The sequence below is a fragment of the Bifidobacterium sp. UTBIF-78 genome, from assembly GCF_006408945.1.
Taxonomy (GTDB): Bacteria; Actinomycetota; Actinomycetes; order Actinomycetales; family Bifidobacteriaceae; genus Bifidobacterium; species Bifidobacterium myosotis.
The window spans coordinates 54,124-74,920 of record NZ_JFAO01000020.1 but is presented as its reverse complement, the minus strand read 5'-3'; the positions used below and the strand labels follow the sequence as shown (position 1 = coordinate 74,920).

Here is a 20,797-nt window from a genome sequence, read left to right as displayed (position 1 = left end):
TTCCCTCGCTGTTATTGGATTCGTTTATTGTCCATTGGTTGCCTGCATCGGTCGTTCATTCGTTTCCGTAATCGTGGATGGGTCGCGTCTACGTCTGCCGATGCTTGTAACGGGCATGTTTGCGGCTTGCCTGCAAAACAACGCCACTATTTGCCCCGGACCGATGCTTGGCTGGGACGCAGACCCGGCTGCGGATGTTGGGGCAAGGCCGTTTTTGCGAAGCTGCGGGACTGATTGCGTGTCTATCTGCTTTGCGAGGGGTACATTAGCGCTTCTGCGGACAGATATCTGCTTTGCGAGGGGTACCTCAATGTCGGTAATTCATGTATTCCCGTTGGAATTCCGGCCGTGATACTTGTCGTTTCGCCATTCGGGTACCCCTTGCAAAGCAGATACTTGTCCGAGACGACGTCAATGTACCCCTTGCAAAGGAGATAGCCGAAATAGTGGGCTTTGTTAAACCAACTTTGATATACAAGGTGGGCCATATGGGTTGATTTCCTAGGAAGATCAACCCACTCTGAACCCAGATTGGGTAGCATATGTCAATTCTGGTTTAACAGAGCCAGATAGTTTTCGGAAACCGGTGCCGGGGATGCCCGGGCGTGCTTCTCGCTGATGCCCTGCAACTGTCACCCCACACGTTGGTGACGTGTGGAGAGCCCGGATACGGTGGGTTGCTGCAGGGGCACGGGGAATAAAGGGACGCGGTGCAGTCCTAATACGTGGAGAAATGACGTGGCTGCCCTGCTTTCCGGTGAACATGTATCGGCATGCCGTCGCCCCCTACTGCTCCCGTAGCGAATGTACGAGCTGGGAGACGGTTCGCGGCACGGGGGACTGGCTGAGCCAGTCGGGGTCGAAGGTTTTGGATTCGAGCATCCCCTGCACCGAGCTGAGCATGCCCAGAACCCCGTTGGCGGCAAACTCCGCCGTGATGCGTTGCACCGGGCCCAGCGATTCCGGCTTGACGCCAATCGAGGACAGCCAGATGTCGATGACGAAGTTCTTGAGCTGCCTCACCAGGCCGGCCGAGCCATGCGGCCCCGCAATCAGCATGAGTTTGTGCACGCAATCGAGGTACTCGGGGTCGGTGAGGCGCTTACCGTAGTCGCTGATGGCGTCCATATCGTCCGGCTGGCGGATGAGATGGACGATGAATGCGGCGACGTTCGATTCCGCGTACAGCGAGGCGATGGCGTCGTCGGCCAGTTCCGGAATCGACGTGTAATGGTAATAGAAGGCGCTGCGGTTCAGCCCGCTCACACGCGTGATATCGCTGACGTTGATCTGCGCATACGGCTTCGCCTCCAGCAGACGCCAGAATGCCTGCTGCATCTTTTCGGGCGCACCTTGTTCGTCCGCTTTCGGTCGTCCCATATTCAGTCTCCTCGTCATATTCATCGATGGTCGCCGACGTCCGCCGGCCATATTCAGTGCCGTATGCACCGTCATAATGACCTGCCCCCTATAACCCAACATCATATCGAGTTATGAGGATTTATATTCCACAGCGTGTTGGGTATTCTCATCGTTCGGTTGGATTCGACGTGAATCCCCGAACGAGAGGAATGCATTATGGGGAGCGTTGAAACAGTACGCCAAATACGTCTTGCCGTTGGTGACGATCATCGCGGTCTCATGTCTGATGGCGCTGATGTTCTATCCGATGATGAACGCGCAGGTCCGCGAGCTACCGGTCGCCGTTCTGTCGCTGGACGAGGGTGCGACCACCGCCCAAGGCGAGGTCAATGTGGGCGATGCGATGGTCAAGAAACTGACCGAGGCTTCGGCTGGTGACTCGTCATCCGCCGACGCCGACGAACAGCCGATGGTCTGGACCAAGGTCGCCTCGCAGGAGGAGCTCGACAAGGGGTTCGTCGACCATGACTACTACGCCGCAACCGTCATTCCGAAAGACTTCACCGCCAAGCAGATGGCCGTAAAGCAGGCGGCGGCCAAGGCTCAGATCGAGTCCGCCACGGCGCTTGCGCAGACCATGGCCAAGGCGCAGGCCGAAGCGGCGGGGCAGGGACTGACCGGAGCCGCCGCACAGCAGTATGTGCAGGCCGCGATGCAGAAGGCCATCGCCGCGCAGTCCGGCGGTGCGACCGGTGCCGCCGCGTCCGGCACATCCGACTCGGCCGGCGCGTCCGCTTCGTCCGACGACGAGAACGCTCCGGCCGTCACCCTCACCATCGACAACTCGAAGAGCCCGCTCGTCGCCAGCCTGCTCAAGCAGAGCGTGCCGACCATGCTCTCGCAGACCGGCGTCAAGGTGGAGGTCAAGACGATCAACGCCGGCGACGTCAAGTCCAACAGCAGTCTGCCCACCGCGGCGATGATGGGTCAGAATGTGCTCATCATGCCCACCTACATGATGTCGCTGATCGTCGCCGTGCTCACTGTGATGCAGCTCGGCCGCAAGCATTATGATTCCAAGCCGCAACGCTGGGTGTCCTTCGGCGTGCAGTTGTGCGCCGCGCTTGTCTGGTCGCTGTGCGTCGCGCTCGGCGCGTGCTGCATCTTCGCCATGCTGGGCTCCGTCTGGCCACCGGCCGCGATGATCGGGTTCCTGTGGCTCGCCAGCTTCGCCGTCATGTCGGTGATGCTCGCGCTAATGAACATCGCGATGCCGCTCGGCGCGATCTGCGGCGTCCTTGGCCTCGGCCTCGGCATGACCAGCGGACTGTTCCCCTATGAGCTGCTGCCCGGCTTCTGGCGTGACTGGGTCTACGGCTGGGTGCCGCAGCGCTACATTGGCGACGGTGTGCGTGCGGTGCTCTACAGCGGTGACGGTTGGTGGAACGCCGCATCCGAACCGTTGATGATTGTGATGTGCGTCGGCCTGGTGGTGTTCATCGTTGCCGGACTGCTGCCGCTCGGCAAGCGCGGTCGTGAGTGACCCGGCGGAGTTGATCGGCTCGGCGCGGTCTGATTCGGCTGGCCGGTTCCGGTCTGGTCCTGTGCGATCTGCTCGGTCCGGTCTGGTTCTGTGTGGCCGGTTCCGGTTCGGTCCTGCGTGGTCCGTCCGCTCCGGTCTGATTCGGCCGGCGTAATCCGATTGGCGTAAGCCGTCGCCGTAATTCCGATCCGTCCGGCCCGATTGGCCCGGCTCTGCGCTCCGTCCGGCCCGATTTCGGTTGGCACGAATGGCAAAAGCCCCTTATCATTGTCTTGGATTGAGACAATGATAAGGGGCTTTTGTGATGGTTCAGGACGGTGAACGGACCTCTGTGGATGATTGTGGGGCGGCGTCGGTGCGGCAGGTTGGGCGGCAGGTTGGGCAGCAGGTTGAGCGGCAAGGCGAGGGGGCGTCCATCGCCGAGCGGCTGGACCGGTTCTTCGATGAGCTGCACCGGATCGACGTGGCGTTCGCGGATTATGGCCGTCGCCTCGGTCTGTCCGACAGCACGATGTGCGTGCTCGACTATCTCAATGACCATGACGGCGTCTCGCAGCGCGAGATCTGCGATTACACGATGCTGCCGCGCCAGACCGTCAACAACGTCATTTCCTCGTTCATGGATCAGGGGTACATCCGCTTCGGCGAATCGGAAGGGGATCGGCGCGTCAAAACGGTATGGTTCACCGAATCGGGCCGCCGGTACTGCAACGCGCTGATTGCGCCGGAACGTGGCGCCGAATACCGTGCGATGAGCGAGCTCGACCCCGACCTGCGGGACGCGATGATTCGAGGCATGGAGATTTTCGGCCGTGAATTCCGCCGGCAGCTCCGTGCCGTCAAACTGTGATGGAGAGGATGACGTGAGCGAGCGTTGAGCGTTATCGGGCCGAGCTGTCTTGTGGCTGCCTTTTGTGGCTGCCTCATGGCTGCCTATGGTCTCGTCGCGGCCTCCCCAAGGTCTCTCGCGGATTGCCTTTGCCGTGGGCAACGATTTCGGCTGCGGCTCGGCCTTGAGTATCTGAATATGCGTGATGATTCCATTCCCTTGAGTCTTTCCGGATTTGACATTTGTCCCTAAATGGGACAATATGGGTATTGCGTGTGAGAGCGTAGAGGATTTCACGCGCCTGAAATGCGTTGCGGGGCTAAAGGCCGTAGGCAGCGAGCAATCGAACGAAAGACGCAGATACTAAGGAGTGAATAACGTCATGCGGCTGGTCGTCCGTTTCATGAGACCGTATTGGGGGCTGTTCGCCGTAACGGTGGTGCTGTTGTTCTTCGACGTGGTGGGCGCGCTGGTCATCCCCACCTTCGTGGCGGAGCTGCTCAACGAGGGCGCCACGAATGCCTCGTTCGACACGATGATCGTGACCGCCGTGAAGATGGGAGTGGCCGCCCTGATTTCCGGGCTGGCCGCCATCGCCGGCGGCTGGTGCTGCTCGCAGCTGACCAGCCGCGTCGGCAGGGATATGCGGGTGGCCCTCTACCGCAAGTCGCTCGACCTGTCCATCTACGACTTCCGCAACTTCGGCACCGCGTCGATCACCACACGCACCATCAACGACATCGTCAACATCCAGCTGGCCATGACCAATCTCATGGGCATGATGCTGCCGGTGCCGTTCATCGTCGTGGTGGCGCTGACGCTGTCTTTCCGCCTGGACGTGGGCATGAGCCTGTGGCTGCTCGCGGTGATCGCCGTCGTATGCATGATCGCGTTCGTCATCATGCGTTCCGCCGCGCCGCTGTTCCGTCGTCTGCAGAAGCTGCTCGACCGGATCGGCGCCGTGCTGCTCGAGAACCTCACCGGTGTGCGCGTCATCCGCGCCTTCGACAAGGAGCGCCATGAGCAGGAGCGCATGGACGCCACATTCACCGACTACGCCACCACGTCCATCAAGGCCAACCGCCTGTTCGCGAACCTTGACGGCTTGTCGTACTTCGGCATCAACGTGTTCGTCGTCATCGTATACTTCCTCTCCGGCGCGCGCATCGACGCCGGCGGATTCCAGATCGGCGACATCACGGCCATCGTCGAATACTCGGTCATGGTGCTGTTCTATCTCATGATGGCCCAGATGGTGATCCTCACCCTGCCGCGCGCCCTCGAATGCTGCGAGCGCGTGCGGCAGGTGCTCGACCACAGCCCGCAAATCACCGATCCCGAACCCGGCAAGGCCATCGGGATGGCGGGGCGCGAGCCGCTCGCGGACGGCGAGGTGCTGGCCTTCCGCGACGTCACCTTCCGCTTCGCCGACGCGCAGGAGGACGCCCTGACCCACGTCAGCTTCTCCTGCAAGTCCGGTCAGACCACCGCCATCATCGGCGGCACCGGCTCGGGCAAATCCACCATCGCGATGCTCGCCCTGCGCTTCCACGACGCCACATGGGGGCAGGTCATGCTCGACGGCGTGGACGTACGTGACATGACCCAGCACGACCTGCGCAATCGTGTGTCCTACGTGCAGCAGCAGGCATGGCTGTTCTCCGGTTCCATCGCCGACAATCTGCGCTACGGTGACCGCAACGCCAGCCTGACCGAGCTCAACCACGCCATCGACGTGGCCCAGGCCCGTGAATTCGTCGACTCCCTGCCGGACGGTCTCGACTCGCGGGTGGCCCAGGGCGGCACCAACTTCTCCGGTGGTCAGAAGCAGCGCCTGTCCATCGCCCGCGCGCTGGTCGGCGATGCGCAGCTTGTCATCTTCGATGACTCGTTCTCGGCGCTCGATTTCAGGACCGATGCGGCGCTGAGGCGTGCGCTCGCCGACGAAACCAGCCGCCGGGCCGTACTCATCATCGCCCAGCGTGTGAGCACCATCCAGCACGCTGATCAGATCGTCGTCCTGTCGGACGGCGAGGTCGCCGGTATCGGGCGGCACGACGAACTGATGGCCACCTGCGAGGTCTACCGCCAAATCGTCGAATCGCAGACCAAGGAGCCGGCGCGTGACGAAGTGATGGGCGCCGCACCGACGGACATCGAGCCGGCGCGCACCGTAGTCAAGACAGCCAAGCCGGGAAAGGAGGCGTGACATGAGCAATGACAACTACGAGTCGATCGACGGCATGGATGAGGTCGATATCACCACGGCATCGTCGGACGAGACCGAACTCGAAGCGCCCAAGAACGCCATGGCCACGGCCAGACGACTGTTCGCACAGCTGAAGGCGCAACGCATACGGCTGTCGGTCGTTGCCGTCTCGATTCTGCTGTTCACGTTCTTCCATATCGCCGCGCCCATGTACAGCGCGGTGGTGGTGGACGCCATCTGGAACGCCGTGCAGGCCGCATGGAAGACCGGAACGCCCTACGCCATCGAATGGGGGTCGCTCGGCACGGGGTGGCCGATACTGATTCTCGCGGTGCTCTACCTCGGCGAAGCCTCGTTCTACTACCTGCAGTCGTATCTGATGGCGTCGGTCGCCGAGAACCTGAACCTCACGCTGCGCAAGCAGATCAGCGCCAAGATCCATCGTCTGCCGTTGCGGTTCTTCGATCGCAACAAGCCCGGCGAGGTCCTGAGCAAGGTCACCAACGACCTCGACCGCATCAGCGAGGTCATGCAGACCGGTCTGCTGCGACTGATCACAGCCATCACCACGGTGACCGGCTCGCTGGTGATCATGGTGTATTACTCGTGGCTGCTGACGGTTGTGTTCCTGGCGTTCATGGCCCTGAGCCTGTGGGTCACCAAGCTGGTGGCGCACATGAACCTCGAGGTGGCGTCTCTGCGGCAGGAGACAGTCGGTGAGCTGACCGGGCTGGCGGAGGAATACTACAAGGGCCGCAACATCATCAAGGCGTACAACCGTGAGGCGGACAGCATCGAGGCGATTGAAGCCGCCGCCGAACGCACCCGGCGCGCCGCGCAGAAGGCGGACTTCATCACCATGTCCGTGAACCCGCTGATCCGCATGATCTCGCGGTTCTCGCAGATGGTCGTGATGCTGATCGCCGGATGGATGGTGATCGGCGGGCGTATGACCGTCGGCGTGGCGCAGGCCTTCTTCCAGTACGTGATCCAGGTCTCTGAACCGATGACCGAGGCGAGCTACATGATCAATTCGCTCCAGTCGGCGCTCGCCTCAGCCGAGCGTACGTTCGAGCTGCTGGATGAAGAGGAGGAGAGGCCGGACCCCGGTGAGGACGCGGCGGCGCAGGTGCCCGAACCGGTGCGCGGACGCGTCGAATTCAGCCATGTGCGCTTCGGCTACGAGCCCGGCAAGCCGCTGATGAAGGACGTGAGTTTCGTGGCGGAGCCGGGGCGCAAGGTCGCCATCGTCGGTTCGACCGGTGCGGGCAAGACCACGCTCATCAACCTGCTCATGCGGTTCTACGAGATCGACGGCGGTTCCATCACGCTTGACGGCGTCTCCACGGCGGCCATGACGCGCGGCGACCTGCGACGCGAGTTCGGCATGGTGCTGCAGGATACCTGGCTGTTCAGCGGGACCGTGGCCGAGAATCTGGCCTATGGACGGCCGGATGCCACGCGTGACCAGATTGTGGCGGCGGCCAAGGCGGCTCGCGCGGACTTCTTCATCCGCACGCTGCCGCACGGCTATGACACCGTGCTCGATAACGAGGCTGGCAACCTGTCGGTCGGTCAACGACAGTTGCTCACCATCGCGCGCGTGTTCCTCGCGGACCCGCCGATTCTGATTCTCGATGAGGCGACCAGCTCGGTGGATACGCGCACCGAAGCCGAAATCGGCAAGGCGATGTCGCGGCTCATGGCCGGGCGCACCTCGTTCGTGATCGCGCACCGACTGTCGACGATTCGCGATGCCGACATGATCCTCTACATGGAGCACGGCGACATCCTTGAATCCGGCAATCACGAAGAACTGCTGGCGCGTGGCGGTCGGTATGCGGCCCTGTACAACAGCCAGTTCGCGTAATGACGTGAGATGCCAGTGATGAATCCGTCTTGCAATCGTCTGAATAGCCTTGGCCCGGCGGCAGGCTGCTCGCGGAGTGCGCCCTAATTGCAGGACGAGCTGGCTCGCGAAGTTGGTCTGAGGGGTAGTGAATTAATCAACGAATTAATGACGCGAGGCACGAGTCGCGGCTACGCTGCTACTCGCCGTCGTTGCTGTTTACGAACTCGAGGATGTCGCCGGGCTGGCAGTCCAGCACCTTGCAGATCTGATCGAGCGTGGAGAACCGAATCGCCTTGGCGCGGCCGTTCTTCAGAATCGATACGTTGGCCGGCGTGATATTGATGCGATCGGCCAGCTCGCCCACGCCCATCTTGCGCTTGGCCAGCATTACGTCGAGATTGATGCGAATCGCCATTCAGATCACCGCCTCAAGCTCGTTGCGCTGCGCGATGGCGGCGCTGAGCAGCGAGCGCATCACCAGCATGAGCAGAATGAACGCGGCGATGAGCAGCAGCGCCACCAGACATGCCAGACCGACCGCCGGCATGGTCATCGAGGCGTTGAAGCAGTCGCCGCTGGTTGGGTCGCAGTACTGGAAGTCGGCGAACAGGCCGAACAGCAGCACGAACAGCACGAGCGCTCCCTCGGCCGCCGCGCAGACGATGATGGCATTCGTCCACCACACCGCCTTGCCGGAGAATACGTCGCGGCGCTTGACCAGATCCAGGAGCCTCCATAGGGGAATCAACGCCACTTCAAAGCACGCAACCCCCAAAATTCCGGCGATGGTGTACGGCCAGCGGGCCGGCGCGGTCTCGGGGTACAGTGCGACCACGTCGCCGGCCATCATATAGATGACGTACTGCCCCCACAGGCATATCAGCTCGAAAAGCACGATGAACCCCTTGAGCACCGCGATCGCCGCGGGATGGTACTCCTGCCACATCGCGGCGTCCTCGGCGGTGTTCTTGATGTCGTCGCCCGGGACTGCCGGGGTCCCTGCCCGTGACCCGGTTGGATGGTCCGAATGGTTGGGATGGTTGGGATGACTCAGCGCGCCCATGATGACCGCCCTTTCCTGATGGTGCCTGATGGTGCTTGTACTGCTGCGTTGCCTAGCTGTGCCCGTGCCGCCGTACGTGTGTCGCTGCGCGTGTGTTGCCGTGCTTTTCCTGCCGAACCGACTCATCCGTGGGTTCGATTGTGTTTCAATAGTATTATATCGAAATTCGATATGTCAAGCAGGCTTGAGTGGTTCGGACGGAATCATGAAAGGGCTGCGGTGGTGGCGTGGATCTGATACGCGGATCAGATGCGAAGGCGGGGTCGTGACGGCATCTTGCTGTGGGCGGTCTCGCCGGATCACTCCCAGACGTCAAGCTTGCGGCGCTTGAAGTAGTATTCGCGGTCCTGTTCGCCGATGGGGCGTGCCACCTGGCAAGGCGCGCCGTAGGCGACCGAGTCCGCGGGGATGTCGTGGGTGACGACCGAGCCGGCGCCGATCACGGTGTTCTCGCCGATGGTGACGCCCGGCAGGATGGTCACATTCGCGCCGACCCACACATTGTTCCCGATGACAACGGGAATCGCGTATACGTAGTGGTGCTCGCGCAGGATGGGCAGCACCGGGTGGCCGGCGGTGGCGATGACCACATTCGGCCCGAACATGCACCAGTCGCCGATGGTGATGTCGCCGTCGTCCACGCAGGTGAAATTCGTGTTGCAATAGACGCCCTTGCCCATGCGCACATGATGGAATCCCCAGTTGGCGTGCGCCGGCGTCTCCACATGGCAGCCCTCGCCAATTTCGGCGAACATCTCCTTGAGCAGCCGTTGCTTGCCGGCCTGGTCAGTGGGATGGGTCTGGTTGAATTCCCAGAGCTTCTCCTGATACTCGAGCTGACCGTCCATGATGCTGGGGTCGTCATAATGGTAGGGGAGTTGCTCGCTTCGACGTTCGGCGTTGTCCATCAGATTCTGCTTCCTTGCTGAAATCGTTGTGAATCCAATAATGGTTACGCTGCCATTCTATGTCTTGCGAGACGGGAGACGTGCCCCCCGGTGTTCCGCGTCGCAACCGAATCGTGTCGGGAATGATGGCGAGCACACCCGACGCGTCCCGGCATTCCGCGTCGCAGCGTCCCTTTTCTTAAGTGCAGCGTCTCTTTTCTTAAGTGCAATGTCCCTTTTCTCAAGCGGACTGGGACTGTATGTACGCGTCCCAACGACCTAGTCGCGTACATACAGTCGGAAACGACCTCCAGAGGGACTGTAAGTATGCGGGCGGTTCGTCGAGCCGCGTACATACAGTCCGACGCGGTCCTCAAACAGGCTGTAAGGGCGCGATTGATTCGTTGTACCGTGTGCCGAAGGTCCGGTTTTCGGATGATTCATGACTGAAGTTCACAATCGGCAATCCGTTCGCCCATTCATGCTTATTCATTTCATTGAGGGTTGTACTCTCACGCAGTCCGAAGCACTCCTTTCCTCCAATTTCCTCCAAACGGACTGTATGTACGCGTTCCAACGGCTCAGCCGAGTACTTACAGTCGGAAGCGGCCTCCAAAGGGACTGTAAGTATGCGTGGCAACGAACCATTCGCGTACTTACAGTCGGAAACAGCCTCCAAAGGGACTGTAAGTATGCGGGCGGGTCGTTGAGCCGCGTACTTACAGTCTGTCCGCTCTGTCTGTCTACTTTGTCTGTCTGCCCGTCCGCTTCGTCTGTTTATCTGATTGCTTGCCTGCCCGTCCATCTGCCCGTCCGTCCGTTCTGTCCGCTCTATCTGTTCGCCTGCCTGTCCGTCTGCCTGCCATGCCGGCATGTCCAATCCCATCCATCCGGTACGTTCAGCGAGTCCTCTCGCCCAATGCGCCGGCTGCGATGGATGGGCTCACCTGGTCCCTCCGCTGATCTTTGTTTCGGCGAGGTTGGTCGCATACTCATATTTCGGATTGATCCCCGCCCGGGGCACCCGGGCATCAATCAGCTTGCGCACCAACGGAGTCCGCCCGACGACCTCTTCGTAGTCGGCGCGGATGATCGTGGTCACGCCGGCCCTCTTCAAGGCATCCTCACGCTCCCGCTCACCATGCACCACGCTCCGCACGCTTTGATGATGGGTCATCGACGGGTTCGTGTACTTGGCCTTGCCGTCATACTCGAGCACGATGACGCGTCCGTCTTCGGTATGCCAGACGAAATCCACGCGGTACTGCGCCCACGATGAATCCATATCCGTGAATGTGTGCTGCAGTTGAGGAGTCGCGAAGCCGGACTCGATGATCATCGCGCGGCAGAACGATTCGCCGCCGTTCTCGCTTAAGGGATTCGCGTAGTGCAGCAGTCGCATGATGCCGCCGCATTCCGAATGGATTCCGTCGCAGACCTCCAGGATCTGTTGGGGCGTGACCAAACCGTTGCGCAATGCGGAGTCGAACATCGGAAGTACTTGGGCGAAGGGATACGTTCGCCCGCAATCAACCAGAGTACGAGCCGGGGAGGTGATTGGAACCATGTCGGTGATGCTGGTCGGTGCGATGTCAGTTGGTACGAGGTCGGTCTGCGTAGTACCGGTTGGTGCGATGCCGGTCTGCGTGGTGTCGGTTGGTACGAGGTCGGCTGGCGTGGCGTCGGCCGGTATTACGTCGGCCGTCATTACGCCGCGCGGCTTTTGAACCGACCGAGCCGACGCCGCTGCCATAGTGGAGGCAGAGGCAGGCGGGCCGCCCTTCAGCAATTTCATACGGATTGCCGTGCCGCTGCGGTAGTGCAGCACGGTTGACACGGGCGGATTGGTCATGTTGATGTGTCTGATTCCGTGGAAAGAGCGTCGCGCGTTCCCCGAGGGCGATGCGAGGAATACGGTATTGCCGTTATGCAGGCTCCAGTTGTATTCGAGTCGCAGCATCGCCGCCGCGCTGAGCCCCGCGAAGACGCGGTTCGGGAATTGCCGGGAGAGGGTGCGGATGATGTGGCGTGAGCGTTCGGCCGGGTCGAGATTGGACCAATACGAGGTGCGGGCGTAGACGCCGCGATGGGGCCGGACCAGGTATCCGTTGCGAAGCCGGGCGTAGGCTGCCTGTTGCAAGGCGTTGGTTGTCGGATGGAAGCAGCGCAGGCTGCTCTCGGCGTCGTCGCAGAGGAGCTCGAGTTCGTGATGCGTTCTCATACCAGCCATGATTGATGGCCCGCATATGGGCGGTCAAGCCGGAACGGGATATGTGGTTCCAGCTTCGGTTATCCCCAACGGATGTGGATAACTTGCACTAGTGGTCTGTCTCACTAATGATTGAGGGGTTCAGCTTCTGTCTCTCCCCTCAGTCAGCTTTGCTGACAGCCACCTCACCAGAGGGGGCCAACACCACTCAGACAATTACGAGACAGACCACTAGGTGCGGGACGGATTCGTCTGTATACCGACTGCAAGTATGCGTGGCAACGAACCATTCGCGTACATACAGTCGGAAACGACCCCCAGAGGGACTGTAAGTATGCGGGCGGTTCGTTGAGCCGCGTACTTACCGTCTGTCCGCTCTGTCCGTTTCGGCTGTTTGTTTGTCCGTCCGCTTCGTCTGTCTATCTGATTGCTTGCTTGCCCGTCCGTGTGCTCGTCTGTCTGTCTGTTCTGTCTGTCCGTCCGATCTGTCTGTTTGCCTGCCGGCATGTCCAATCCCATCCATCCAATGCGTTCGGCGGGTCCTGTCGCCCAATACGCCGGCCGCGATGGGGGTGGACCAGGTATCCGTTGCGAAGCCGGGCGTAGGCTGCCTGTTGCAAGGCGTTGGTCGTCGGATGCGGATGTGCGGATGCGGATGTGCGGATGCGGTAGCCGCGATGCGGTGGCGCGGTGCCGTAGCCCCTGCCGGTGATGTCCGCGAACCAGGTCTCGGCATCGGAGAACCAGACCATCGGCATCGCGCATGGCATCGGTGCACGAACAGCCGCCTGGAGCCGCCTGGAGCCGTCCATCCACACGGTGTTTCGCCCTGTATACCGGTTGTGGCATAATAACCAAGGCAATTTTTGGGCATTGGCCCTAGCCCTAGAAGTTTGAATTTGAAAATAGGTGAGTAACTGTGGCACAGACTACCAACGACATCAAGAACGGTTCCGTCCTGAACCTGGACGGCCAGCTGTGGACCGTCATGAAGTTCCAGCACGTCAAGCCGGGCAAGGGCCCTGCTTTCGTGCGCACCACCATTAAGAACGTGCTCTCCGGCAAGATCGTGGACAAGACCTTCAACGCTGGAATGAAGATCGATTTCGAGACCGTGGACAACCGCAACCTCCAGTACTCCTACGAGGACGGCGACAACTTCGTGTTCATGGACATGGAGACCTACGACCAGATCTACGTGCCGAAGGCCCTCGTGGGCGACAAGGCCAAGTTCCTGCTCGAAGGCACCGACTGCGTGGTTTCCTTCCACGACGGCACCCCGCTGAACGTCGACCTGCCGGGCAACGTGGTCCTCACCGTCACTCACACCGAGCCGGGCCTGCAGGGCAACCGCTCCAGCGCCGGCACCAAGCCGGCCACCGTTGAGACCGGCGCCGAGATTCAGGTGCCGCTGTTCATCAACGAGGGCGACCGCGTCAAGATCAACACCGAGGACGGCTCCTACACCGGCCGCGAGAACTGATTCTCCCGCACCGCATCAAGCAACATACAAGAGGACTAAGTAGTACATATGGCACGTTCCACCGCGCGCAAGAGGGCGTTGAACACCCTGTACGAGGCCGACGAGAAGAGTCAGGACATCCTGTCCCTGCTTGACGAGCGCATCGCGCACCCCGGCGCCCAGACCCCGCTTCCCGACTATGCCATCGAAATCGTCAGGGGAGTGGCGGAGCACCGTCGACTCATCGATTCCACGCTGGATGGGCATTCCACCGGCTGGAAGGTGCGTCGCATGGGCGTGGTCGATCGCAACATCCTGCGCATCGCCGTCTGGGAGATTCTGTTCAACGACGAGGTGCCGGACAAGGTCGCCATCGACGAGGCTCTGGCGTTGGCCAAGACCCTATGCGACGACGATTCGCCGGCCTTCATCCACGGACTGCTGTCCGCGGTGTGCGCCGACAAGGATTCCATCGTCACCGACGGAACGGCTGCGGACGCCTCCGACGCCGATACGTCCGATGCCGAGGCATCTGATGCTGACGGTGCCGTATCCGCCGGTACCGATACGGCCGATGACGACGCCGTCTCCGGGGAGACCGAAACCGACGATTCCTCCGGCGAACACGCCGCCGACGACGCATCCGTTGCCGATGAGGTCGCCGACAATCCGTCCGACGGCAATCAGCTGGCGGTCGACTAGTCCTTTTCTTTATTCAGCCTCCCCTTTACGGGAGGCTTTTTCATGAGCGACGCCCAGCGTTCCGCTCCGTTGCCGGTCGTTTGGCCGGTGGGCCTGCCAGTGGGCCCCAAGGTTCGCATGCCGCGGCGTGTGAGTCTTCGCTGGCCGTTAACCTTGGTACGAATACCCGAAAAAACGAAGGGGGTTTTGGTGAGTCAGAACGAGTCCGGAACCATCGCAATTCCGACGTATGACCAGGACGATGCAGTCCTCGTTTTGGAAGATGGACAGGTGTATGTGGGAGAGCCATACGGAGCTCTCGGAGAGACGACCGGTGAGATCGTCTTCGCCACCGGCATGACCGGATACCAGGAGACGCTCACCGATCCCAGCTACGACCGTCAGATCGTGGTGCAGACCTTCCCGCACATCGGTGATACCGGCGTCAACGGCGAGGACCCTGAATCCTCCCGCATCTGGGTGGCCGGCTACATCGTGCGCGATCCCTCCCCGAACGTGAGCAACTGGCGCGCCGAAGGCAGCCTCGACGACGACCTCAAGAAGAACGGCATCGTCGGACTGAGCCACATCGACACCCGCAAGCTGGTGCGCCACCTGCGCTCCGCAGGTGTGATGCGCGCCGGCATCTACTCCGGCGCGGCCCTGACCAACCCGGACACCGGCAAGCTGCGTGACGTGGCCGAGCTGCTCGAGGCGGTCAAGGCGACGCCAAAGATGCAGGGCCTGAGCCTGTACGACGAGGTCTCCACCAAGGAGACGTACACCGTCGAGCCGTGCGGCGAGTACGAGGGCAAGGAGCCGCTGTACACCGTGGCCGCCGTGGATCTCGGCATCAAGGGCATGACCCCGCACCGCATGGCCGAGCGCGGCTGCCGCGTGCATGTGGTGCCCTCCACCAGCACCTTCAGCGAGATCGAGGCCCTGAACCCGGACGGCGTCTTCTTCTCCAACGGCCCGGGCGACCCGGAGCAGGCCGGCCCCGAGGTCGAGCTGCTGCGCCAGGTGCTCGACGCCGGATACCCGTTCTTCGGCATCTGCTTCGGCAACCAGCTGCTCGGCCGTGCGCTCGGCTTCGGCACCTACAAGCTCAAGTTCGGCCACCGCGGCATCAACCAGCCGGTCAAGGACGTGACCACCGGCAAGGTGGAGGTCACAGCCCACAACCACGGCTTCGCGGTGGACGCGCCGATCGGCAAGACCGTTGACGCGCCGTTCGAGGATGGCAAGTACGGCAAGGTGTTCGTCAGCCACATCGATCTCAATGACGACGTGGTTGAGGGGCTGCAGTGCGTGGACATCCCGGCCTTCTCCGTCCAGTACCACCCGGAGGCCGCCGCCGGCCCGCACGATGCGGCCTACCTGTTCGACCGTTTCTGCGAACTGATGAAGAACAACCCGCGCGACGAACGCGCCGCAAGCAAGGAAGGTAAGTGATATGCCGAAGCGCACCGACATCAAATCCGTGATGGTCATCGGCTCCGGCCCGATCGTGATCGGTCAGGCCGCGGAGTTCGATTACTCGGGCACCCAGGCATGCCGCGTTCTTCGCGAGGAGGGCATCCGCGTCATCCTCGTCAACTCGAACCCGGCCACCATCATGACCGATCCCGAGATGGCCGACGCCACCTACATCGAGCCGATCGCCACCCCGATCCTCGAGCAGATCATCGCCAAGGAGCGCCCCGACGCGCTGCTGCCGACCCTCGGCGGCCAGACCGCCCTCAACGCCGCCATGGCGCTGGGCGAGGCCGGTGTGCTCAAGAAGTACAACGTCGAGCTCATCGGCGCCTCGCTCGAGGCCATCGACCGCGGCGAGGACCGCGAGCTGTTCAAGAAGGTCGTGGACGAGGCCGGCGCCGAATCCGCTCGTTCGGACATCGCGCACAGCATCGAGGAAGTGGACAGGATCGCCGAACGCTTCGGCTACCCGCTGGTCGTCCGCCCGAGCTTCACCATGGGCGGTCTGGGCTCCGGCATTGCGCACAACGAGGAGGAGCTGCACCGCATCGCCGGTGCCGGCATCCACTACTCGCCGACCGACGAGGTGCTCATCGAGGAGGGCATCGAGGGTTGGAAGGAATTCGAGCTCGAGCTCATGCGCGACCGCAACGACAACGTCGTGGTCGTCTGCCCGATCGAGAACGTCGACCCCGTGGGCGTGCACACCGGTGACTCCATCACCGTGGCCCCCTGCTTCACCCTCACCGACCGCGAATACCAGAAGCTGCGCGACATCGGCATCGCCATCATCCGCGGCGTGGGCGTGGACACCGGCGGCTGCAACATCCAGTTCGCCGTGCATCCCGAGACCGGCCGCATCATCGTCATCGAGATGAACCCACGCGTCTCCCGTTCCTCCGCGCTGGCTTCCAAGGCCACCGGCTTCCCGATCGCCAAGATCGCCACCAAGCTGGCCCTCGGCTACACACTGGACGAGATCCGCAACGACATCACCCAGTCCACCCCGGCCTCCTTCGAGCCGACCATCGACTATGTGGTCACCAAGGTGCCGCGCTTCGCGTTCGAGAAGTTCCCGGGCGCCGACCCGACCCTGACCACCTCCATGAAGTCCGTGGGTGAGGCCATGGCACTGGGCGGCAACTTCCAGGAATCGCTGGGCAAGGCCATGCGCTCCATCGACAAGCGCCACATGGGCTTCACCTGGGATGGCGACAAGCCGTCCGCCGACGAGGTCGCCGACCTGCTCGAGCAGATCAAGGTGCCCACCGAGCACCGCTATCTGCAGCTCATGCGCGCCATCTGGGGCGGCGCGACCCTCGAGCAGCTATTCGCGGCCACCAAGATCGACCCGTGGTTCTTGAAGCAGCTTGAGCTCATCAACGAGATGGCCGCCACCGTGCGCGCCGCCGAGACGCTGACCCCGAAGCTGCTCAAGAAGGCGAAGCTCGCCGGCCTGTCCGACGTGCAGATCGCCCACCTGCGCGGGCTCGGCGACGAAGGTGAGAATACCATCCGCGAGCTGCGCTGGAACTACGGTGTGCGCCCGGTCTACAAGACCGTGGACACCTGCGCCGCCGAGTTCGACGCGGTCACGCCGTACTACTACTCCTGCTACGCGGACGAGACCGAGCTGCGTCCGCGCGACCGCGAGGCCGTGATCATCCTCGGCTCCGGCCCGAACCGCATCGGCCAGGGCATCGAGTTCGACTACACCTGCGTGCACGCGGTGCAGGAGCTCGGCAAGGATTATGACACAATCATGGTCAACTGCAACCCGGAGACCGTGTCCACCGATTACGACATGTCCGACCGCCTGTACTTCGAACCGCTCACCTTCGAGGACGTGCTCGAGATCTACGAGGCCGAGAAGAAGATGGGCCCGGTCAAGGGCGTCATCGTGCAGCTCGGCGGCCAGACGCCGTTGTCGCTGGCCGCGCGACTCAAGGCCGCGGGCGTGCCGATTCTCGGCACCACGCCGGAATCCATCGATCTGGCCGAGAACCGCGAGCTGTTCGGCGAGGTGCTCAAGAAGGCCGAGATGAACGCCCCGCGTTACGGCACCGCCCTGAGCCTCGAGGAGGCCATGGACGCCGCCCACCGCATCGGTTACCCGGTGCTGGTCCGCCCGAGCTACGTACTCGGCGGCCGCGGCATGGAGATCGTCTACGACGACAAGCAGCTCACCAAGTACGTAGATCGCGCGCTGGCCGAGGCCCAGGCCGACACCGTGGTGTCCGGTCGTCTGCCCTCCCCGCTGCTCATCGACAAGTTCCTGCAGGATGCCATCGAGATCGACGTCGACGCCCTGTTCGACGGCGAGGAGCTGTACATCGGCGGCATCATGGAGCACGTCGAGGAGGCCGGTGTGCACTCTGGCGACGCGGCTTGCACGCTGCCGCCGTCCACGCTGTCCGACGACCAGATCCGCCGTCTGCGCGAAGGCACCTACGCCATCGCCAAGGGCTGCCATGTGCAGGGTCTGGTCAACGTGCAGTACGCCTTCATGGCCAACACGCTGTACGTCATCGAGGCCAACCCGCGCGCCTCGCGCACCGTGCCGTTCGCGTCCAAGGCCACCGGCGTGGCGCTGGCCAAGGCCGCCGCGCGCATCATGGCCGGCGAGACCATCGCCGACCAGCGCGCCAACGGTCTGCTGCTGCCCAAGGGCGACGGCGGCGTGATGCATCGCGGTCAGCAGGTGGCGGTCAAGGAATCCGTCCTGCCGTTCAAGCGCTTCCGCACGCCGGTGGGCAAGACCGTCGATATCCTGCTCGGACCGGAGATGCGCTCCACCGGCGAGGTCATGGGCTTCGACCGCGACTTCCCGCATGCGTTCGCCAAGAGCCAGCTCGCCGCATACGACGGCGGCCTGCCGACCCATGGCAACGTGTTCATCTCGGTGAACGACACCGACAAGCGCCAGTTGCCTCTCATCGCGGTGCGCTTGGAGGAGCTCGGCTTCAAGATCTGGGCCACCGAGGGCACCGCCTCCGTGCTGCGCCGCTACGGCATCGACTCGAACATCGTGGACAAGATCAGCACGCGCGTGGATTCCGATCCGGAGGCGCCGGTGGTGGTCCACCACGCCGAGGGTTCCGTGGGCAAGAACGTGGTACAGCTCATCGAGGACGGCAAGATCGACATGATCCTCAACACGCCGAACTCGCGAGGCTCGCGGTCGGATGGATATTCCATCCGCGCGGCAGCAATTGCAGCGGATTTGCCCCAGTTCACCACCATCACGGAGTTCCAGGCGGCGCTGCTCGCTATCGAGGCCGTGAAGCATAATGATTACCAGATCATGAGCATCCAGGATCATTCGAAGCAACTATTCGAATTGGAGAGACAGGAGTTCTGATGGTAACCAGCGATGAGGAGTTGCAGGCGCAGCGTTCCGATTTCGGTTTGCGACTCAGCAATTCAATGGCCAAATACGGACCGTTGTGCGTGGGTATTGATCCACATGGTAAACTCCTCACCGACTGGGGATACAACGTGGACGCCGAGGGCGCGGAGCTGTTCTCCATGCGCATGCTGCAGGCGGCCAGCGGTTGCGCCGCCGCGGTGAAGTTCCAGACGCCGATGTTCGAGCGCTACGGAGCCAAGGGATTCGAAGCGCTCGAGCGCGTCCTGTACGCAGCCCGCCAGATGGGTGTGATCACCATCGTGGACTGCCTGCACGGCGGTCTGCCCACCACCATCTCCGCCATCGCGGACGCCTACTTCAAGGCGGGCTCCCCGATGCTGGCGGACGCCATCACGTTGCTGCCGTACTACGGCGCACGGTCGCTCAACGGCCTGATCAACGAGGCGCTGGAGAACGGGCGTGGCGTGTTCATCGCCTCCCTGACCTCCAACCCGGAGGGCATGAGCCTGCAGACCGCCATCCGCCAGAGCGGCGACTACAAGGGCCGCACCGTGGCCTACGGCATCGCCTCCACCGCGCAGAAGCACAACGTGGGCATCGAAGGCATGGGCTCGGTGGGCCTGATCATCGGTGCCACCATCGGCCAGTGGATTCAGGATTCCGGCGTGAACCCGGCCGACTTCACCGGCCCGATCCTCTCCCCGGGCTACGGCTGGCAGGGCGCCGAGGCCAAGGATCTGAAAACCGTGTTCAAGGGCACGCGCGGCAACGTGCTGGTGACTGTGTCGCGCTTCATCGCATCGCATGGTCCGTCCATCAGCGCGCTCAAGCAGGCGACCGAATCGATTGCGCTTGATGTGCGCCAGGCGCTGTATGAGGCCATGAACGAAGGTGAGAACAAGGAGAAGAGCGGCATGGGAACCGTGAAGAAGGCAGCCGTTGCGTCCGCTGATGCCGCCGCCGAGGCGGAGCAGTCCGGAGAGTCCTCCGAGACCAAGCCCAAGGGCCGTCTGGTCGTGCTCACCGGTCCCGCCGGTGTGGGCAAGGGCACGGTGGAGAACGCCATGCGCAAGAAGCACCCCGGCGTCTGGCTGTCCGTTTCCGCCACCACGCGCAAGCCGCGCCCCGGTGAGGTCAACGGTGTGAACTACTGGTTCCTGAGCGATCAGGAATTCTCCGCCAAGGAGAACGCCGGCGAGTTCCTGGAGACCGCGCTGGTGCATGGGCTCGCCCGCTACGGCACCCCGCTCAAGCCGGTGCAGGAGCATCTGGCCGAGGGTGTGCCGACCCTGCTGGAGATCGATCTGCAGGGTGCCCGCCGCATCAAGGAGACCGCGGCCGAGCTGGGTGTGGACGTGGTGTACGTATTCATCGCCCCGCCGAGCTTCGACGAGCTGGTGCGCCGACTCAAGGGCCGTGGCACCGAGTCCGAGGAGGAGGTCAAGAAGCGCCTCGAGACAGCCAAAGTGGAGCTGGCCGCCGAAAACGAGTTCGACGTGACCATCGTCAACGACAACGTCGACCGTGCGGCCGACGAGCTGTGGTCCGTCATCGCCAGGGAGTACGGCCTCTGACGGGACGGTACGGTCTCTGACAATCGGATGGCTCTGAACAGCTGAATTACATCGCTGATGGCGGTGGATGACACGCGACGTCGTGTTGTCCACCGCCATTTCTTGTGTCAGCTGTGTAAGGCAAGATTGGTTGCAACGCGTACGTCTTTGCAGCCGTTGGCTTTCAATATGCTGCGCCAGAAGTTCGTTGACGTTGATCTCGGCTTATCTTGATAGGGGAACCGCTCCGCAAAGCGAGTCTCAGAGGTAGCCAATGTATTGGAATTGTTGGCGTAGG

Annotated in this window: 14 protein-coding genes and 1 pseudogene; 10 read left to right on the top strand and 5 right to left on the bottom strand. The window is 62.3% G+C overall.

What is annotated here, in order from left to right; translation table 11 throughout:
• Positions 1 to 786: 786 nt before the first annotated feature.
• Positions 787 to 1,380 carry a TetR/AcrR family transcriptional regulator gene (locus BG22_RS05610; protein WP_140493955.1) on the bottom strand — a complete coding sequence of 198 codons (594 nt, stop codon included), beginning with the start codon at positions 1,378 to 1,380 and terminating at the stop codon, positions 787 to 789.
• A gap of 208 nt (positions 1,381 to 1,588) precedes the next feature.
• Here BG22_RS05610 and BG22_RS05605 point away from each other — a divergent pair, with 208 nt between their 5' ends.
• The 4 genes from BG22_RS05605 (at position 1,589) to BG22_RS05590 (ending at position 7,813) form a co-directional block, all read left to right on the top strand.
• Entirely contained in the window at positions 1,589 to 2,905 is a 1,317-nt protein-coding gene (locus BG22_RS05605) for a YhgE/Pip domain-containing protein (protein WP_181163398.1), read from the top strand.
• A gap of 304 nt (positions 2,906 to 3,209) precedes the next feature.
• Positions 3,210 to 3,755 carry a MarR family winged helix-turn-helix transcriptional regulator gene (locus BG22_RS05600; RefSeq protein ID WP_094667754.1) on the top strand — a complete coding sequence of 182 codons (546 nt, stop codon included), beginning with the start codon at positions 3,210 to 3,212 and terminating at the stop codon, positions 3,753 to 3,755.
• A 361-nt stretch (positions 3,756 to 4,116) separates the two neighbouring features.
• Entirely contained in the window at positions 4,117 to 5,943 is a 1,827-nt protein-coding gene (locus BG22_RS05595; RefSeq protein ID WP_094667755.1) for an ABC transporter ATP-binding protein, read from the top strand.
• Between the two features lies 1 nt (position 5,944).
• Positions 5,945 to 7,813 carry an ABC transporter ATP-binding protein gene (locus tag BG22_RS05590; protein WP_223851945.1) on the top strand — a complete coding sequence of 623 codons (1,869 nt, stop codon included), beginning with the start codon at positions 5,945 to 5,947 and terminating at the stop codon, positions 7,811 to 7,813.
• Between the two features lie 178 nt (positions 7,814 to 7,991).
• Here the strand turns inward: BG22_RS05590 and BG22_RS05585 are convergent, their stop codons facing one another.
• The 4 genes from BG22_RS05585 to BG22_RS05570 form a co-directional block, all read right to left on the bottom strand.
• Positions 7,992 to 8,210 carry a helix-turn-helix transcriptional regulator gene (locus tag BG22_RS05585; protein WP_094667756.1) on the bottom strand — a complete coding sequence of 73 codons (219 nt, stop codon included), beginning with the start codon at positions 8,208 to 8,210 and terminating at the stop codon, positions 7,992 to 7,994.
• Complete coding sequence (locus BG22_RS05580; RefSeq protein ID WP_223851944.1) at positions 8,211 to 8,858, bottom strand: DUF2975 domain-containing protein; 648 nt, start codon at positions 8,856 to 8,858, stop codon at positions 8,211 to 8,213.
• 299 nt (positions 8,859 to 9,157) lie between these two features.
• Positions 9,158 to 9,766, bottom strand: coding sequence for a sugar O-acetyltransferase (locus BG22_RS11340; protein WP_140493950.1), 609 nt, complete (start codon positions 9,764 to 9,766; stop codon positions 9,158 to 9,160).
• A gap of 922 nt (positions 9,767 to 10,688) precedes the next feature.
• A complete protein-coding gene (locus tag BG22_RS05570; RefSeq protein ID WP_140493948.1) occupies positions 10,689 to 11,966 on the bottom strand; it encodes a CTP synthase in 1,278 nt (425 codons plus the stop codon).
• A 907-nt stretch (positions 11,967 to 12,873) separates the two neighbouring features.
• On the opposite strand from BG22_RS05570, the gene efp reads away from it, so the two are divergent.
• The 6 genes and pseudogenes from efp to gmk all read left to right on the top strand — a co-directional run bounded on the left by efp (position 12,874) and on the right by gmk (position 20,520).
• The gene (efp, locus tag BG22_RS05565; RefSeq protein WP_140493946.1) at positions 12,874 to 13,437 is read left to right on the top strand and encodes an elongation factor P; all 564 of its coding nucleotides are present in this window, start codon (positions 12,874 to 12,876) and stop codon (positions 13,435 to 13,437) included.
• A gap of 48 nt (positions 13,438 to 13,485) precedes the next feature.
• Entirely contained in the window at positions 13,486 to 14,118 is a 633-nt protein-coding gene (gene nusB / locus BG22_RS11145) for a transcription antitermination factor NusB (protein WP_258186222.1), read from the top strand.
• 189 nt (positions 14,119 to 14,307) lie between these two features.
• Positions 14,308 to 15,552, top strand: coding sequence for a glutamine-hydrolyzing carbamoyl-phosphate synthase small subunit (carA, locus tag BG22_RS05555; protein WP_140493944.1), 1,245 nt, complete (start codon positions 14,308 to 14,310; stop codon positions 15,550 to 15,552).
• A 1-nt stretch (position 15,553) separates the two neighbouring features.
• A complete protein-coding gene (gene carB, locus BG22_RS05550) occupies positions 15,554 to 18,937 on the top strand; it encodes a carbamoyl-phosphate synthase large subunit (protein WP_140493942.1) in 3,384 nt (1,127 codons plus the stop codon).
• Positions 18,937 to 19,851: pseudogene (gene pyrF / locus BG22_RS11140) on the top strand (orotidine-5'-phosphate decarboxylase); the annotation flags it as partial. The gene carB and the pseudogene pyrF, both read left to right, overlap by 1 nt.
• Before the next feature lie 9 nt (positions 19,852 to 19,860).
• Entirely contained in the window at positions 19,861 to 20,520 is a 660-nt protein-coding gene (gmk, locus tag BG22_RS11135; protein ID WP_258186226.1) for a guanylate kinase, read from the top strand.
• Positions 20,521 to 20,797 lie beyond the last annotated feature (277 nt).

Coding starts and splice junctions, on each gene's coding strand:
- BG22_RS05610 (WP_140493955.1), bottom strand. CDS start 1,380: ATGGGACGACCGAAAGCGGACGAACAAGGTGCGCCCGAAAAGATGCAG.
- BG22_RS05600 (WP_094667754.1), top strand. CDS start 3,210: ATGGTTCAGGACGGTGAACGGACCTCTGTGGATGATTGTGGGGCGGCG.
- BG22_RS05595 (WP_094667755.1), top strand. CDS start 4,117: ATGCGGCTGGTCGTCCGTTTCATGAGACCGTATTGGGGGCTGTTCGCC.
- BG22_RS05590 (WP_223851945.1), top strand. CDS start 5,945: ATGAGCAATGACAACTACGAGTCGATCGACGGCATGGATGAGGTCGAT.
- BG22_RS05585 (WP_094667756.1), bottom strand. CDS start 8,210: ATGGCGATTCGCATCAATCTCGACGTAATGCTGGCCAAGCGCAAGATG.
- BG22_RS05580 (WP_223851944.1), bottom strand. CDS start 8,858: ATGGGCGCGCTGAGTCATCCCAACCATCCCAACCATTCGGACCATCCA.
- BG22_RS11340 (WP_140493950.1), bottom strand. CDS start 9,766: ATGGACAACGCCGAACGTCGAAGCGAGCAACTCCCCTACCATTATGAC.
- BG22_RS05570 (WP_140493948.1), bottom strand. CDS start 11,966: ATGAGAACGCATCACGAACTCGAGCTCCTCTGCGACGACGCCGAGAGC.
- nusB (WP_258186222.1), top strand. CDS start 13,486: ATGGCACGTTCCACCGCGCGCAAGAGGGCGTTGAACACCCTGTACGAG.
- carB (WP_140493942.1), top strand. CDS start 15,554: ATGCCGAAGCGCACCGACATCAAATCCGTGATGGTCATCGGCTCCGGC.
- gmk (WP_258186226.1), top strand. CDS start 19,861: ATGGGAACCGTGAAGAAGGCAGCCGTTGCGTCCGCTGATGCCGCCGCC.